This window comes from Acidovorax sp. 59 (genome assembly GCF_002754175.1).
Taxonomy (GTDB): Bacteria; Pseudomonadota; Gammaproteobacteria; order Burkholderiales; family Burkholderiaceae_C; genus Acidovorax; species Acidovorax delafieldii.
Window position 1 is genome coordinate 1,813,432 of record NZ_PEET01000001.1, and the last position, 14,525, is coordinate 1,827,956.

Annotated in this window: 13 protein-coding genes; 2 read left to right on the forward strand and 11 right to left on the reverse strand. The window is 65.8% G+C overall.

Annotation, left to right across the window (positions count from 1 at the left end; all coding sequences use genetic code 11):
- Positions 1-1,134, forward strand: coding sequence for an ABC transporter permease (locus CLU87_RS08140; protein ID WP_056746071.1), 1,134 nt, complete (start codon positions 1-3; stop codon positions 1,132-1,134).
- Between the two features lie 65 nt (positions 1,135-1,199).
- Here the strand turns inward: CLU87_RS08140 and CLU87_RS08145 are convergent, their stop codons facing one another.
- Positions 1,200-2,474, reverse strand: a complete 1,275-nt coding sequence (locus CLU87_RS08145; RefSeq protein WP_099730112.1) for an amidohydrolase family protein — start codon at positions 2,472-2,474, stop codon at positions 1,200-1,202.
- Positions 2,475-2,545: 71 nt separating this feature from the next.
- Here CLU87_RS08145 and CLU87_RS08150 point away from each other — a divergent pair, with 71 nt between their 5' ends.
- Positions 2,546-2,905, forward strand: coding sequence for a VOC family protein (locus tag CLU87_RS08150; RefSeq protein ID WP_056746067.1), 360 nt, complete (start codon positions 2,546-2,548; stop codon positions 2,903-2,905).
- Between the two features lie 34 nt (positions 2,906-2,939).
- Here CLU87_RS08150 and CLU87_RS08155 read toward each other — a convergent pair whose 3' ends face one another.
- The 10 genes from CLU87_RS08155 to CLU87_RS08200 all read right to left on the reverse strand — a co-directional run bounded on the left by CLU87_RS08155 (position 2,940) and on the right by CLU87_RS08200 (position 14,452).
- Positions 2,940-3,863: an ABC transporter permease gene (locus CLU87_RS08155; protein WP_056746065.1), complete on the reverse strand. Its 924-nt coding sequence runs from the start codon at positions 3,861-3,863 to the stop codon at positions 2,940-2,942.
- A 114-nt stretch (positions 3,864-3,977) separates the two neighbouring features.
- A complete protein-coding gene (locus CLU87_RS08160; RefSeq protein WP_056746064.1) occupies positions 3,978-5,039 on the reverse strand; it encodes an ABC transporter permease in 1,062 nt (353 codons plus the stop codon).
- 25 nt (positions 5,040-5,064) lie between these two features.
- Positions 5,065-6,621: an ABC transporter ATP-binding protein gene (locus CLU87_RS08165; RefSeq protein WP_056746062.1), complete on the reverse strand. Its 1,557-nt coding sequence runs from the start codon at positions 6,619-6,621 to the stop codon at positions 5,065-5,067.
- Entirely contained in the window at positions 6,622-7,587 is a 966-nt protein-coding gene (locus CLU87_RS08170) for a 5'-methylthioadenosine/S-adenosylhomocysteine nucleosidase (RefSeq protein WP_099730113.1), read from the reverse strand. It lies immediately after the preceding gene.
- Positions 7,588-7,709: 122 nt separating this feature from the next.
- The gene (locus CLU87_RS08175; RefSeq protein WP_056746059.1) at positions 7,710-8,720 is read right to left on the reverse strand and encodes a BMP family protein; all 1,011 of its coding nucleotides are present in this window, start codon (positions 8,718-8,720) and stop codon (positions 7,710-7,712) included.
- Between the two features lie 300 nt (positions 8,721-9,020).
- Positions 9,021-9,650: a uracil phosphoribosyltransferase gene (upp, locus tag CLU87_RS08180; protein ID WP_056062295.1), complete on the reverse strand. Its 630-nt coding sequence runs from the start codon at positions 9,648-9,650 to the stop codon at positions 9,021-9,023.
- A gap of 83 nt (positions 9,651-9,733) precedes the next feature.
- Entirely contained in the window at positions 9,734-10,708 is a 975-nt protein-coding gene (locus CLU87_RS08185; protein WP_099730114.1) for a threo-3-hydroxy-L-aspartate ammonia-lyase, read from the reverse strand.
- 196 nt (positions 10,709-10,904) lie between these two features.
- Complete coding sequence (locus CLU87_RS08190) at positions 10,905-11,747, reverse strand: enoyl-CoA hydratase-related protein (protein WP_056746054.1); 843 nt, start codon at positions 11,745-11,747, stop codon at positions 10,905-10,907.
- A gap of 170 nt (positions 11,748-11,917) precedes the next feature.
- Positions 11,918-12,730, reverse strand: coding sequence for a hypothetical protein (locus CLU87_RS08195; RefSeq protein ID WP_099730115.1), 813 nt, complete (start codon positions 12,728-12,730; stop codon positions 11,918-11,920).
- Between the two features lie 183 nt (positions 12,731-12,913).
- Positions 12,914-14,452 carry a helicase HerA-like domain-containing protein gene (locus tag CLU87_RS08200; RefSeq protein WP_099730116.1) on the reverse strand — a complete coding sequence of 513 codons (1,539 nt, stop codon included), beginning with the start codon at positions 14,450-14,452 and terminating at the stop codon, positions 12,914-12,916.
- Between the last annotated feature and the right edge of the window lie 73 nt (positions 14,453-14,525).

The window sequence follows — 14,525 nt, forward strand, 5'->3', positions numbered from 1 at the left end:
ATGGCGCTGCGTGGCCGCTGGTCCAATATCTTTCGGTTAGGCATCAAGGAGCTGTGGAGCCTGTGGCGCGACCCGGCCATGCTGTTCCTCATCGTCTACACCACCACGCTTGCGGTGTATTCGGCGGGCATGGCGCAGCCTGAGACGCTGCGCCACGTGCCCATTGCCATCGTGGACGAGGACGACTCGGCCTTGTCCCAGCGCATCGCCACCGCGTTCTACGCGCCCCAGTTCACCCGCCCCGCCATGATCAGCATGCGCGAGGTGGACCCGGGCCTGGACGCCGGCCGCTTCACGCTGGTGCTGCACATCCCCGCGCATTTCCAGCGCGATGTGCTGGCGGGCCGGGTGCCGCAGGTGCAGCTCAACATCGACGCCACGCGCATGGGGCAGGCGTTTGCGGCCAATGGGGCGGTGCAGCAGATCGTGCAGCTGGAGGTGGCCGAGTTCGTGCAGCGCGACCGCACCGTGGCCGCGCAACCCATCGAACTGACGGTGCGCTCGCGCTTCAACCCGGCGCTGAACCCCGCGTGGTTCGGCTCGCTGATGGAGCTGATCAACATCGTGACCATGCTCTCCATCATCCTCACCGGCGCCGCGCTGATCCGCGAACGCGAGCATGGCACGGTGGAGCATTTGCTGGTGATGCCCGTCACTCCCGGCGAGATCATGCTGGCCAAGGTCTGGGCCATGGCGCTGGTGGTGCTGGTGGCTACCTGGGTGTCGCTCACGGCGGTGATCCGCTGGGCGATTGGTGTGCCCATCGAGGGCTCGGTACCGCTGTTTCTGCTGGGAGCCACGCTGCATCTGTTTGCCACCACGTCCATGGGCATCTTCATGGCCACGGTGGCGCGCAGCATGCCGCAGTTTGGGCTGCTGATGGTGCTGGTGATGATGCCGCTGCAGATGCTGTCGGGCGGCGTCACCCCGCGCGAGAGCATGCCGCTGTGGGTGCAGTACGGCATGGCGCTGGCGCCCACCACGCACTTCACCGAGCTGGCCCAGGCCATCCTCTACCGGGGTGCGGGCTGGGCGGTGGTGTGGCCGTCGCTGGTGTGGCTGCTGGGGATTGGGGCGGTGCTGTTCAGCCTGGCGCTGGCGCGGTTTCGCAGGACGATTGCGCGCATGGCCTGAATGTCAGGATGACTTTGTGCTATTGAATATATAGCTGCAAAGGCATGTTCCACTAGCGCTTGAGGCTAGTTGGACGCAAAATCAACGCTGCCGGGCCGCCCAGGAAGGTGCAGCTGCGCCACGGGCGCCGGGCTGCTGGCCACCCGCTGGCCACGCCGCCACACACCCAGGCGCGTGGCCCGCAGGCGGATGGCGTCCACCGGGTTGCGCGCATGCAGTAGCACCAAGTCGGCATGGCAGCCGGGGGCGATACCGTAGCCCTCCAGCCCCAGCAGCTTGGCGGGATTCACCGTCACCGCATCAAAACACTGCCGCATGGCGGCCTGGCTGGTCATCTGGCCCACATGAAGGCCCATGTGCGCGGCCTCCAGCATGTCGGCGCTGCCGCCGCTGTACCAGGGGTCGAGCACGCAGTCGTGGCCAAAAGCCACCGTCAGGCCCGCAGCCATCAGCTCGGGCACGCGGGTCATGCCACGGCGCTTGGGGTAGGTGTCGTGGCGGCCTTGCAGCGTGATGTTGATGAGCGGGTTGGCCACCACGCCCAGGTCGGCCTCGGCCATCAGCGCCATCAGCTTGCTCACGTAGTAGTTGTCCATGCTGTGCATGGAGGTGAGGTGCGAGCCCGTCACGCGGCCCTGCAGGCCCAGGCGCTGGGTTTCGTACGCCAAGGTTTCCACGTGGCGCGAATGCGGGTCATCGCTCTCGTCGCAGTGCATGTCCACGCGTTTGCCGCGTTCGGCCGCCAGTTCGCAAAGGATCTTCACGCTCTCGGCCCCTTGGGCCATGGTGCGCTCGAAGTGCGGAATGCCGCCCACCACGTCCACACCCATGTCCAGCGCGCGTTTCAGGTTGGCCAGCCCTCCGGGCGCGCGCAGCACGCCGTCTTGTGGGAAGGCCACCAGTTGCAAATCCAGGTACGGCGCCACGCGCTGCTTTACCTCCAGCAGCGCCTGCACCGGCAGCAGGCTGGGGTGGCTGGTGTCCACATGGCTGCGGATGGCCAGCAGCCCGCGCGCCACGGCCATGTCGCAGTACTGCAGCGCGCGCTGCACGATGGCGTCGTGGGTCAGCGTGGGCTTGAGTTCGCCCCACAGCGCAATGCCTTCGAGCAGGGTGCCGCTCTCGTTCACGCGCGGCTGGCCGTAGCTCAGGGTCGAATCCATGTGGAAATGCGCGTCCACAAACGGCGGGCTCACCAGCAGGCCACCCGCATCTACCGTTTCATGCGCAGGGGCTTGCAGGCTTTCGGTCACTTCGGTGATGCGGCCGCCTTGCACGGCGATGGACATGTTCTGGCGGCCGTCGGGCAGGCTGGCATGGGTGATGAGCAGGTCGAGCATGGTGGGGAAGTGTAGATATTCGTCGGGACGTGCAGGCACACTGCGGGGTCTCAAGAAGAAAGGGTCATCCGATGAACGCACATGAAAAGCTGAACTACGTCGAATTTGCCGCGCGCGATGTGCCCGCCACCAAGTCGTTCTTTGAAAAGGCCTTTGCATGGACCTTTGTGGACTATGGGCCGGAGTACACGGCCTTCTCGGGTCAGGGGTTGGACGGCGGCTTCTTCCGCGCCAGCCTGTGTTCCACCCCAGCCACTGGCGGCGCCTTGCTGGTGTTCTACAGCGCAGACCTCGAAGCTACCTTGGCCAAGGTGGAGGCGGCGGGTGGCCATGTGGTCAAGCCGGTGTTCGACTTTCCGGGAGGACGGCGCTTTCATTTCACAGAGCCCAGCGGCAACGAGTTTGCGGTGTGGTCCGACCAGAGGGTGTGAATGAATCGGGCGTGGTGGGCTCATTCGCATCTTCTCACCGCTCCCCCTTGCGGTAAGGCTTCATCAGCGCCTGTGGATACGCCGCCTTGCGTGCCACCAGCACCAGCGCCAGGATGGACAGCAGGTACGGCAGCATCAAATACACCTGGTAGGGCAGCCACGCATCGCCCGCCTGCTGCAGCCGCAGCTGCAGCGCGTCGAAGAACGCAAACAGCAGCGCACCCAGCAGCGCCTTGCCAGGCCGCCACGAGGCAAACACCACCAGCGCCACGCAGATCCAGCCGCGCCCGTTGATCATGTTGAAGAAAAACGCGTTGAACGCCGACAGGGTGAGGAAGCTGCCCGCCACGCCCATCAGCGCCGAACCGGCCACGATGGCGCCGGTGCGCATGGCCGCCACCGAGATGCCCTGGCCCTCGGCCGCCTGCGGGTTCTCTCCCACCATGCGCACCGCCAGGCCCAGGGGGGTGCGCATCAGCACCCAGGCCAAAAGCGGCACCAGCAGCAGGGCCAGCAGCGTGAGTGGGGTTTGTGCCGACAGGATGGGAATGCCCAGCCACTCCATCGGTGCAAAGGGCTCGATGGTGGGTGGCGTGTTCACCTTGGGGAAACTCACCCGGTAGCCGTAGTAGCTGAGCGCCGTGGCCAGCAGCGTGATGCCCAGCCCGGACACATGCTGCGACAGCGCCAGCCCCACGGTGAGCCATGCGTGCAGCAATCCAAACACTGCGCCGGTGAGCGCAGCCACCAGCACCCCGGCCCACAGTCCATGGCCCGTGTACACCGCGAGCCAGCCGGTGAAGGCGCCTGCGACCATGATCCCTTCAATGCCCAGGTTGAGCACCCCGGCGCGTTCGCACAGCAAAACCCCCAGCGTGCCCAGAATGAGCGGGGTGGCGACCCGCAGGGTGGCAATCCAGAACGCGGGGTTGGCGAGGATGTCGAGCAGTTCGGTCATGCGGCTGCTCCGTGGAAATTTGCTTTCATTTCGATAGCATTCGGCGCATGATTCACTAGCGCTTGAGGCCTATTGGGCTTGAAATTGTGGTGTGTTTGGGTTGTCATGGCTGCTTCACTTCCACCGCACGCGGTACTGCGTCAGCAGCCCGGCCACCAGCACCGCAATCAGCGAAGTCGCCACGATCACATCCGCAATGTAGGTGGGCACGCCCACCGCGCGGCTCATGCTGTCAGCCCCTACCAGCACGCCCGCCACAAAGGTGCCCGCCGCAATCACGCCCAGCGGGTGCAGTCCGGCCAGCATGGCGATCACGATGCCGCTGTAGCCGTAGCCGGGCGACATGTCGAGCGTCACATAGCCAGTGCGACCGGCCACTTCGATGGCGCCAGCCAGACCTGCGAGCCCGCCGGAGAGCAGGGCGACCAGCACCACCGTGCGGGTGATAGGCACGCCCGCAAAGGCAGCAGCGCGTGCATTGGCCCCCGCAGCACGAATGTCAAACCCCGGCACCGTGCGTGCCAGCAGCGCCCACAGCATCACGGCCAGCGACACGGCCCACAGCAGGCCCGTGTGCAGCCGCGTCTGAGGCACCAGCTTGGAGAGTTCCAGATCGCCCTGTAATGCCACGCTCTGCGGCCATCCCATGGAGAGCGGGTCTTTCATCGGCCCATCGAGCAGGGCAGAGACGAGCAGCAGCATGATGAAGTTGAGCAGCAGTGTGGTGACCACCTCATCCACGCCCAGCCGCGCCTTCATCAGCGCCGGGCCCAGCAGCAGCGCCGCGCCTGCCAGCGCGGCCGCCAGCATCATCAGCGGAAAGAGCACATAGGGCGACCACTCCAGCCCCGTGCCCCCATGCATGCCGCCCACGGCCACGGCGGCCAGCGCCCCGGCGTAAAGCTGCCCCTCGGCCCCAATGTTGAACAGCCGCGCGCGGAAGGCCACGGCCGCTGCCAGCCCGGTCAGGATCAGTGGCGTGGCGCGGGTGAGGGTTTCTGTCAGTGCAAACACCGAGCCGAACGCGCCCTGCAGCAGCAGCGCATAGGTCTGCCCCACGGGCGCACCAGCCCATAGCACCAGCAAAGCGCTGACGATCAGTGTGAACACCACGGCACCCACCGGTGCCAGCACGTAGGCGGCGGGGGAGGTGTGGTTGCGTTTTTCAAGTCTCATGCTGGGTTGTTCTTGTAGTTGTCGCTCAATGGGCAGCGCCCGCCATGGCCAGGCCGATGGCTTCGCGTGTCCAGTCTTCGGCGCGTCGCGCCTCGCTCAGTTGTCCGTCGTGCATGACGGCCACACGGTCACCCAGCGCCAGCACTTCGTCCAGATCGTCCGAGATCAGCAGCACGGCCGCTCCCGCATCGCGCGCGTTGATGAGTTGCTGCTGCACAAACATCACCGCACCAATGTCCAACCCCCAGGTGGGCTGGTGGGCCACGATGAGCTGGGGTGCAGGCGCGGTGTAGCCCGCTGCGTCCTTCGGCGGCATCAGCGCCCGGCCCAGGATGAGCTTTTGCATGTTGCCGCCCGACAGCGACCGGGCGGGGGTGTCCGGCCCGCCGCCGCGCACGTCAAAGGTCTCGGCCACGCGCTGTGCATGCTGGCGCGCAGCGCGGCGTTTGACCCAGAAGGCTCGGAACCACGGGTGCGCAAACCAGGGGCCGCGCAGGCGTTCGGCCACCGCGTTCTCCCACACGGGCAGGTCGCCCACCACGCCCACGGCGTGGCGGTCTTCGGGGATGCGGGCCACGCCCTGGCTTACTAGCCAGGCAGGCCGCGCTTGCAACGGTGCGCCGCGCAGCGTGACCTGGCCGGTGGAGGCGTTGCGCACGCCGCACAAGACATCGGCCAGCGCCACCTGGCCGTTGCCGCTCACGCCCGCAATCGCCACGATCTCGCCTGCGCGCAAGCTGAGGGACACACCGTTCAGCCGGTCGCGCCCCGTGGGGCCGGTGCTGACGTTGGTCAGGGTGCAGATGGGCTCGCCCACATTCTTGGCGGGGCGGCGCTCTGCCGCCTCAATCGCATGGCCCACCATCCATTGCGCGAGCAGCCCCTGGGTGGTGCCCTGCGCAGGCGCCTCGGCCACCAGCTTGCCCTGGCGCAGCACGGCCACGCGGTGCGATACGCGCAGCACCTCGCCCAGCTTGTGGCTGATGAAGATGATGGACAGGCCCTGCGCCACCATCTGCGCCAGGGTGTCGAACAGCGCCTCGCTCTCCTGCGGGGTGAGCACGGCGGTGGGCTCGTCCAGGATGAGGATGCGGGCGCCCCGGTACAGTGCCTTGAGGATTTCGACGCGCTGGCGCTCGCCCACCGAGAGGCTGCCGACCTTTGCATCGGGGTTCACTGGCAGGCCGAACTGCTGCGACACCGCCAGCAGCTTGGCGCGGGCATCGCTGCGGCGCGAGAAGGGCTGCCACAGCGGCTCGCTGCCCAGCAGCACGTTGTCCAGCACCGTGAGGTTGTCGGCCAGCGTGAAGTGCTGGTGCACCATGCCAATGCCCGCCGCCAGCGCTGCACGCGGCTGGCCGGGCGCCAGGGGCTGGCCAAAGACTTCGATGCTGCCTTCGTCGGCCACGTAGTGCCCGAACAGGATGGACATCAGCGTGGACTTGCCTGCGCCGTTTTCGCCCAGCAGCGCCAGCACTTCGCCGCGTGCCAGAGTCAGGTTGATGCTGTCGTTGGCGACGAGCTTGCCAAAACGCTTGGTGATGCCCGACAGTTTCAGGACGGGGGCGTTGGTGGAGGCCATCTACTTCCACGCCGCCAGAAACGCCCGCAACACCTTGGCCGAGTTGGCGGCCGCCAGGCCCATGAAGGTGCCCATTTCGTTCTCGCCATCACCACCACCGGCGAGATCGCTCAGCGACCGGAAGGCGATGTAGGGCACGCCGTTGCTGTGCGCGACCATGGCGGTGGCGGCGGTTTCCATGTCGAGCACGTTGGCCTCGAAGGTCTTGAAGGCGTATTCGCGGAAGGCCTTGTTGTCCACAAAGGCTTGGCCCGATACGCCGTTGCCGCCCACCACCAGTTGTGGGCGCTGCTTGAGGCAGGTGGCGGCCAGGCAGTGCTCCAGGCCCACGTTCTGCAGGCTGCGGGCGGTGGCCAGCATCTTGGGGTCGGCTTCGAACCAGAACTTCTTGCTGAGCTGGGGGTTTGCAGCCGATCGCACCTCCACCGGGCGCGGGTGCATCATGCCGAAGGCGGGCATCGTCAGCTCGCTTTTCATCCACGCGGGGGCGCTGTACTGGCCGGGCTGCTCTTCACGCGCCATCAGCCATTCCATGTACTGGCCCCACTGTGCGGGCACTGTCACGTCGCCAATGTGCAGGCTAGGGTTCACGCCGCCCGCAATGCCGCTGAAGACCACGTGGCTCACGTGGAAGCGGTCCAGCACCAGCTGGGTGTTCATGGCCGCGTTGGTCATGCTGATGCCCGACAGGAACACCACCACGGGTTTGCCCTCCAGCGTGCCGGTGGTGAACTCCACGCCGTTGATGCTGTGCTTGGCAGGCTGCTGCACCTGGGGCAGCAGCACGGTCAGCTCGGGCGCAAAGGCGGAGATGACGGCGATGCGGGGCGTGTCGTTCAGCCGCACGGCTGTTTTGCCAGGTGAGGTGGCGGCACAGCCCGCGACCACGGCGGCCAGAGCCAGGGCGCCCAGCAGGCGGGTGCACCGCGTTGTCAGAGTCGGCTTGGTGGTGTGGTGCGAAAACATGGTGGGTGAGCCTTGTCGGGGTGCAATAGCGATGAGCATCAAAACAAACAGGCCACCGCTTTGCTGGGGTGGCCTGTGCACAGAAGTTGAGGACGCAGGCACGGCGCCCGCTGCACCGGTGCTTACTTGGCCGTGGACTTGGGCTGGCTGTCGTCCACCTTCACGGTGAACTTGCCGGCCAGGATGTCGGCCTCCTTGGCCTTGACCTTGGCGACGATGTCGGCCTGCACCTTCTTCTCGAATGTGCCCAGGGGCGCGAGTTCGGAGCCCTTGTGTTTCATCATCGAGTACGGGCCGTAGTCCTCGGCGGTGAACTTGCCGTCCTTGACCAGTTTGAGCGCGCGCTCGATGCTGGGCTCCATGTGCCACAGGGCCGATGCCACCACGGTGTCGGGGTACTGCTCTTGTGTGTTGATCACGTTGCCGATGGCGAGCTTGCCTTTTTCCTTGGCCGCGTCGCTCACGCCAAAGCGCTCGGCGTAGAGCACGTCGGCGCCCTTGTCGATCATGGCGAAGGTGGCTTCCTTGGCCTTGGGTGGGTCAAACCAGCTGTTGATGAAGGTAATGGTGAACTCGACCTTGGGGTTGGTCTCCTTGGCGCCCGCCATGAAGGCGTGCATCAGGCGGTTGACTTCGGGGATGGGGAATCCGCCCACCATGCCGATCTTGTTGGTCTTGGTCATGCCGCCAGCCACCATGCCGCTGAGGTACGCGGGCTCCTGGATGTAGTTGTCGAACACGCTGAAGTTGGGCGCCTGCGGCTTGCCGGAGGAGCCGAGCAGGAACGAAGTCTTGGGGAAGTCCTTGGCCACCTTGCGGGCGGCGGCTTCTACCGCAAAGGCCTCGCCCACGATGAGCTGGTTGCCGCCGGTGGCGTACTCGCGCATCACGCGCTCGTAGTCGGCGTTGCTCACGTTTTCGCTGGCCTTGTATTCGATCTCGCCACGTGCCTCGGCGGCCTTGAGGGCCTTGTGGATGCGGCTGACCCATTGCTGTTCAAAAGGCACCGTGTAGATCGCCGCGACCTTGATCTTGGACTGTGCGAAGGCCAAAGAGGGCGCCATCGCCATGGCGGCCGAGAGGGCCATGGAGGTGCAGAGCAGGCGTCCGGTGAAGATGCGGCGAGTGGTCATGGTGGGGTTCCTTCAGACAAGCAAACAAGGAGGTTGGGGGTGCTGTTACCAAGCAAGGAGCGCGCCAGTCGGTGGCTGTGTAACTGCAAACCAGCGGCAAGTCTGCCAGAGGAAAGCCACCAGTTGGTAAAAAAATGGTGCATGCGTGCAGCGCATCCGGAAACCAGGCTGGGGCACCCCACCAGAGTAGGGCTCCCAATGGGCTGTTACGCAACGCAGGGAGGCCCGGTGATGAAAAAAAAGCCACCGCTGGGCGGCAGGCCCTGCGGTGGCTGGTGCACGGGCGCTGCCGTTGTGCGCTTATTTGGTGCCAAAAATGCGGTCACCCGCATCGCCCAGGCCCGGCAGGATATAGCCGTGGTCGTTCAGCTCGCGGTCGATGGCGGCGGTGAAGATGGGCACGTCGGGGTGGGCCTTCTGCAGCGTGGCCACACCTTCAGGGGCGGCCAGCAGGCAGACGAACTTGATGGAGCGGGGGTTGAGCTTCTTGAGGCGGTCCACACAGGCCGCGGCTGAGTTGCCGGTGGCAAGCATCGGGTCCACCACGATGATGTCGCGCTCGTCCATCTCGGACGGCATCTTGAAGTAGTACTCCACGGGCTGCAGCGTGGCTGGGTCGCGGTACAGGCCGATGTGGCCGACGCGGGCGCCGGGCACCACGTTGAGCATGCCGTCCAGAAAGCCGTTGCCCGCGCGCAGGATGGAGACCAGCACCAGCTTCTTGCCATCGATCATCTTGCCGGTCATGGTCTCCAGCGGGGTTTCGATCTGCACATCCTGCAGCGGCATGTCGCGGGTCACTTCGTACGCCATCAGCGTGGACAGCTCGCCCAGCAGGCGGCGAAAGCTGTTGGTGCTGGCGTCTTTCTTGCGCATCAGCGTGAGCTTGTGCTGGACGAGGGGGTGGGTGATGACGGTGACGTTGCTCATGGGGAACCTGAAAGGAGAAGGGCAGGGGCCTTTGCGCTGATGATCAGGCACGCTCTGCCGCGCGGTGAGTGAAAAAGTGGGGGCTAGTCTGCCAGAAACCGTGCCAGGCGCGACAAATCGACGTTGCCGCCGCTGATGAGAATGCCGACGCGCGCGCCGTGGATGTCCACGTTGCCATGCTGGGCCCCGGCGAATGCCAGGGCGCCCGTGGGTTCGACCACGATCTTCATGCGTTCGGCAAAAAAGCGCAGGGACTCGACCAGCTGCTCGTCGGTGGCGGTGACCATGTCGTCGGCCAGGCGCTGGATGATGGGGAAGGTGAGCTGGCCCAGCGCCTGGGTTTGTGCGCCGTCGGCAATGGTGTGGGGCGTGGGGATCTGCACCACATGCCCGGCCTTGACCGACTGCTGGCCGTCGTTGCCCGCTGCGGGCTCCACCCCTACCACCCGGCATTGCGGCGCCAGGGCCTCGGCGGCCAGCAGGCTGCCCGCGAGCAGGCCGCCACCACCGACGCAGACGAAGAGGTAGTCCAGGTCGGGCACTTCTTCAAAAAGCTCCTTGGCCGCCGTGCCCTGGCCCGCGATCACATGGGGGTGGTCGAACGGGGGGACCAGCGTCATGCCGCGCTCCAGCGCCAGGCGGCGGCTGATGGCCTCGCGGTCTTCGGTGTAGCGGTTGTAGGTGACGACCTGGGCGCCATAGTCGCGCGTGGCGGCCATCTTGGAGGCGGGGGCGTCCTCGGGCATGACGATGGCGGCAGGCATGTCCAGCAGCCGGGCCGACAGTGCAATGGCCTGCGCGTGGTTGCCCGCCGAGAAGGCGAGCACACCGCATTCGCGCTGCTCGTCGGTGAACTGGGCCAGGGTATTGAACGCGCCCCGGAACTTGAAGGCGCCGGTGCGCTGCAGGTTCTCGCACTTGAAGAACAGCTGCGCGCCCAGCCGCTCGTCGGCGGTGCTGGAGCGCAGCACGGGCGTGCGGTGCGCCATGCCCTTGAGCCGGTGCGCGGCAGCGGCCACATCGTCGTAGGTGGGTGGGGTCAGGCTGGGCAGCGTCATGGTGGCGGCATCCTTGTGGGCAGGGCTGGAAGACGGCCAAACCCCTTAAGGCCTGATGATAGCCCTTTGCCTCGCCATTTCAAGCAAAAGGGCTTGCAAGCGCTAGTGCTGCATGCCTGGGCAGCTATACATTTTGATGTGGCACATGCCCGTGCGCGCACCGCAATCCGGGCCGCATGGCGCGGCCCGGCGGCGCTCAGCCCAGCTCGCTGAACCGTTGCAATGGTGTGAGCGCCGGGAACTCGCCCGCGCGTTTTTGCTTCATGGCCGTGACCGATTCGCGCACATGCTGGTTGCTCCAGATGGCGCCCTGCAGCCAGCCCATCTGGCGCAGGCTGTCTTCCACGCTGTGGTCGCGCGCGTAGTTCACGGCCTGCTTGGTGCCCCAGATGGCCACCGGGGGTTTGGACGCGATCTCCTTGGCGCACTGCAGCGCGGCAGCCAGCATGGCCTCTTGCGTGTCGAACACCTCGTTGACCAGGCCATAGTCCAGGGCCTTGGCGGCGCTCAGGCGCCGGCCGGTGTAGGCCAGTTCTTTGACCACACCCAGCGGAATGAGCTTGGGCAGGCGCTGCAGCGTGCCCACGTCGGCCACCATGCCGATGTTGATCTCCTGGATGCAGAAGAACGCATCCTGCGTGGCGTAGCGGATGCAGCCTGCGGTGACCATGTCCACCGCGCCGCCGATGCAGCCGCCGTGGATGGCCATGATCACCGGGATGCGCAGGTTGTCGATGCGGGTGAAGGTGGCCTGCATGTCAGTCAGCAGGTCGAAGATGGCAGCCCGGCCCTCGGGGCTCTGGTCGTCCATCGTGATGGCGCCGCCAAAGGTCTCCAGCGCCATCCCGGCGCTGAAATGTTTGCCGGTGCTGCTGATGACCAGCGCCCGCGCCTCGCCCGCCTGGTGCAGCTGGGCCAGCACCGTGTCCAGCTCGCGCCAGAAGGTGGGATGCATGGTGTTCATGGCCTCGGGTTTGTTCAGAACCAGATGGGCGACGTGGTCAGTGATGCTGAGGGAAAAGCAGGTGAGGGTGTTCATGGGGTGCCACTGTAGACCGGTGGGCGCAGGCCTGGTCGTCGCCTGGGTGACTGGGAATGATTTCGGGCCATTTTGGCTGCATGCGCTAGTGCATCATGCCTGGGTAGCTATCAAAAAGAGAGTGATTGGGGCTGGCGTTGTGCCGCCAGTGGGGCCGGTGGACCAGGCGCTCAGTCCCCGCCACCACCACAACCGCCGCCGTCGCCCCCGCCATCCCCGCCGCCGTCACTGCCGGCATCCGAACTCTCGGCGCCGCCAAAGTCGCCCGAGCTGCCGCTGTAGCTGCCGTCCGAAAAACTGGTGCCGCAGTAGCTGTCGCCGCCGCTGCCGCCCGCATCGCTCTTGCGGGCAATGTCGGAGCAGTCGGGCACGTAGCTGAAGCCTCCGGTAATCGCGAACTTGGCGTCCAGTGCAAACAGCAGGGGCAGGCGACTGGGCGCCTTGGGGTCGATGGATTCTTCCTTGCACACCCAGTACCAGCAGCGGCGCAGGCCGTCGTTGTGGCGCGCCTTGTGGCCCAGCGCCTCGGCGGGTGTGTGGTGCAAAAAGAAACCCAGCGCGTTCTGGCACCACAGTTTGTACGCCTGCGTGTGCAGGATGAATTCGTGCCACAGCGCATCGACCGCCTTGGAGGGCATGGCCACAAACTGCTGGTTGCTGCGCAGGCAGGCCATGAAGAACTGGCGCAGGCCGCGTTCCACCAGTTCACAGTCGCGGGTGCTCAGGTGGGGGTAGGTTTCGCGCAGCTTGCGCTGCAGAAAGCGGGGCAGGGGAGCCTCGCGGATGTAGCGCTGGCGCACTGCGTTGGTCCACTGGATCACCAGCGCCGTGATGATGACGGTGGCAATGAAGTACAGGACCCAGGGCCAGCGCAGGCGCCAGGCGCCTGCAAAGATGCCGAGGATGGCTGCCACCCACACCCCAATGGCCAGCAGCATGACCTTGCCGCCCCAGCGCAGCAGAACGTTTTCAATGCGTGTCATCGTCCCTCCTTCTTTTTGTTGTTGTGTATGGCGATTTCACGGCGGCCATGTGACTGATTTGTGACGAATCGCGGGGTGTCGTCAAAAGGTCACAGGCGCCATGTTGTGCGCTTTCACAGGGAGGCGAGCCAATGGCGGGAGGGGCGCCGCTGGTCTATGACGCCGGGCGCCGTCCCAACGGCGTCAGCGGCGCTTGCTGCCGCCGCCAAAGATACCGCCGAGCACGCCCCGCAAAATCTCCTTGCCGATCGTGGTGCCCATGGTGCGCACGGCGGACTTGGCCATGGTCTGCGCCAGGCCGTCGCGTTTGCCGCCTCGCGGGCCGGTGCTGCCAAACAGCACATCGTTCAGCCCACCCAGCAGGCCGCCGCCTTCTTCGGTGGGCGTACCGGTGGCCACCTTGCCGTTGCCCCCGCCCGCTGCGTTGCCCGCCTGCCCGCCGGCTTCGGTGGCGCGGCCCTTGAGTTTTTCGTAGGCCGACTCGCGGTCCACCGCCTTTTCATACACACCCGCGACCAGAGAACTGGCCATCAGGGCCTGGCGCTGCTGCGGGGTGATGGGGCCCAACTGGCTGCCGGGAGGCAATACAAACACGCGCTCGGTCACACTGGGGCGGCCCTTGGCGTCCAGAAAGCTCACCAGCGCCTCGCCCACGGCCAGCTCGGTGATGGCGGTTTCAATGTCCAGCCCCGGCTTTTGCCGCATGGTGGTGGCCGTGGCCTTCACGGCTTTCTGGTCACGCGGGGTGAAGGCGCGCAGCGCGTGCTGCACGCGGTTGCCCAGCTGGGCCAGCACGCTGTCGGGTATGTCGAGCGGATTCTGGGTGACGAAATACACACCCACGCCCTTGGACCGCACCAGTCGCACCACCAGCTCGATGCGCTCGATGAGCACTTTGGGCGCCTCGTTGAACAGCAGGTGGGCCTCGTCGAAGAAGAACACCAGTTTGGGCTGCTCGGGGTCGCCGATCTCAGGCAGCTGCTCGAACAGCTCGGACAGCATCCACAAGAGGAAGGTGGCATACAGGCGCGGCGAGTTCATGAGCTTGTCGGCCGCCAGGATGTTCACCACGCCATGGCCGTCCACGGTCTGCATGAAGTCCTGGATGTTGAGCATGGGCTCGCCGAAGAACTGCGTGCCGCCTTGCTGCTCGATCTGCAGCAGGCCGCGCTGGATGGCGCCCACGCTGGCGGCACTCACGTTGCCGTACTCGGTGGTGAAGTCCTTGGCGTTGTCGCCCACATATTGCAGCATGGCGCGCAGGTCCTTCAGGTCCAGCAGCAGCATGCCGTTGTCGTCTGCGATCTTGAACACCAGGTTGAGTACGCCCAGCTGGGTCTCGTTCAGGTTGAGCATGCGGCCCAGCAGCAGCGGGCCCATGTCCGACACCGTGGCGCGCACCGGGTGGCCCTGTTCGCCAAACACATCCCACAGCGTGGTGGGGCAGGCCAGCGGCGTGGGCAGGTCCAGGCCCCGCTCCTTGAGTACGCCGGCCAGCTTGTCGCCAATCTTGCCGGGCTGGCTGGCGCCCGTGAGGTCGCCCTTCACGTCGGCCATGAATACTGGCACACCGATGCGGGAGAAGTTTTCCGCCAGGGTCTGCAGGGTGACGGTCTTGCCCGTGCCGGTGGCGCCGGTGATGAGCCCGTGGCGGTTGGCCAGGCCGGGAAGCAGGTGGCATTCAATCGTGTCGTGCTTGGCAATCAGCAGGGGTTCGGCCATTTCGGGTTTCCTCGGGGGTACGGGTTCGGCAAAAAGTAAAATCCACCGACTAGATTAAATCAATACAAAAGGA

Coding starts and splice junctions, on each gene's coding strand:
- CLU87_RS08140 (WP_056746071.1), top strand. CDS start 1: ATGGCGCTGCGTGGCCGCTGGTCCAATATCTTTCGGTTAGGCATCAAG.
- CLU87_RS08145 (WP_099730112.1), bottom strand. CDS start 2,474: ATGCTCGACCTGCTCATCACCCATGCCAGCCTGCCCGACGGCCGCCAG.
- CLU87_RS08150 (WP_056746067.1), top strand. CDS start 2,546: ATGAACGCACATGAAAAGCTGAACTACGTCGAATTTGCCGCGCGCGAT.
- CLU87_RS08155 (WP_056746065.1), bottom strand. CDS start 3,863: ATGACCGAACTGCTCGACATCCTCGCCAACCCCGCGTTCTGGATTGCC.
- CLU87_RS08160 (WP_056746064.1), bottom strand. CDS start 5,039: ATGAGACTTGAAAAACGCAACCACACCTCCCCCGCCGCCTACGTGCTG.
- CLU87_RS08165 (WP_056746062.1), bottom strand. CDS start 6,621: ATGGCCTCCACCAACGCCCCCGTCCTGAAACTGTCGGGCATCACCAAG.
- CLU87_RS08170 (WP_099730113.1), bottom strand. CDS start 7,587: ATGTTTTCGCACCACACCACCAAGCCGACTCTGACAACGCGGTGCACC.
- CLU87_RS08175 (WP_056746059.1), bottom strand. CDS start 8,720: ATGACCACTCGCCGCATCTTCACCGGACGCCTGCTCTGCACCTCCATG.
- upp (WP_056062295.1), bottom strand. CDS start 9,650: ATGAGCAACGTCACCGTCATCACCCACCCCCTCGTCCAGCACAAGCTC.
- CLU87_RS08185 (WP_099730114.1), bottom strand. CDS start 10,708: ATGACGCTGCCCAGCCTGACCCCACCCACCTACGACGATGTGGCCGCT.
- CLU87_RS08190 (WP_056746054.1), bottom strand. CDS start 11,747: ATGAACACCCTCACCTGCTTTTCCCTCAGCATCACTGACCACGTCGCC.
- CLU87_RS08195 (WP_099730115.1), bottom strand. CDS start 12,730: ATGACACGCATTGAAAACGTTCTGCTGCGCTGGGGCGGCAAGGTCATG.
- CLU87_RS08200 (WP_099730116.1), bottom strand. CDS start 14,452: ATGGCCGAACCCCTGCTGATTGCCAAGCACGACACGATTGAATGCCAC.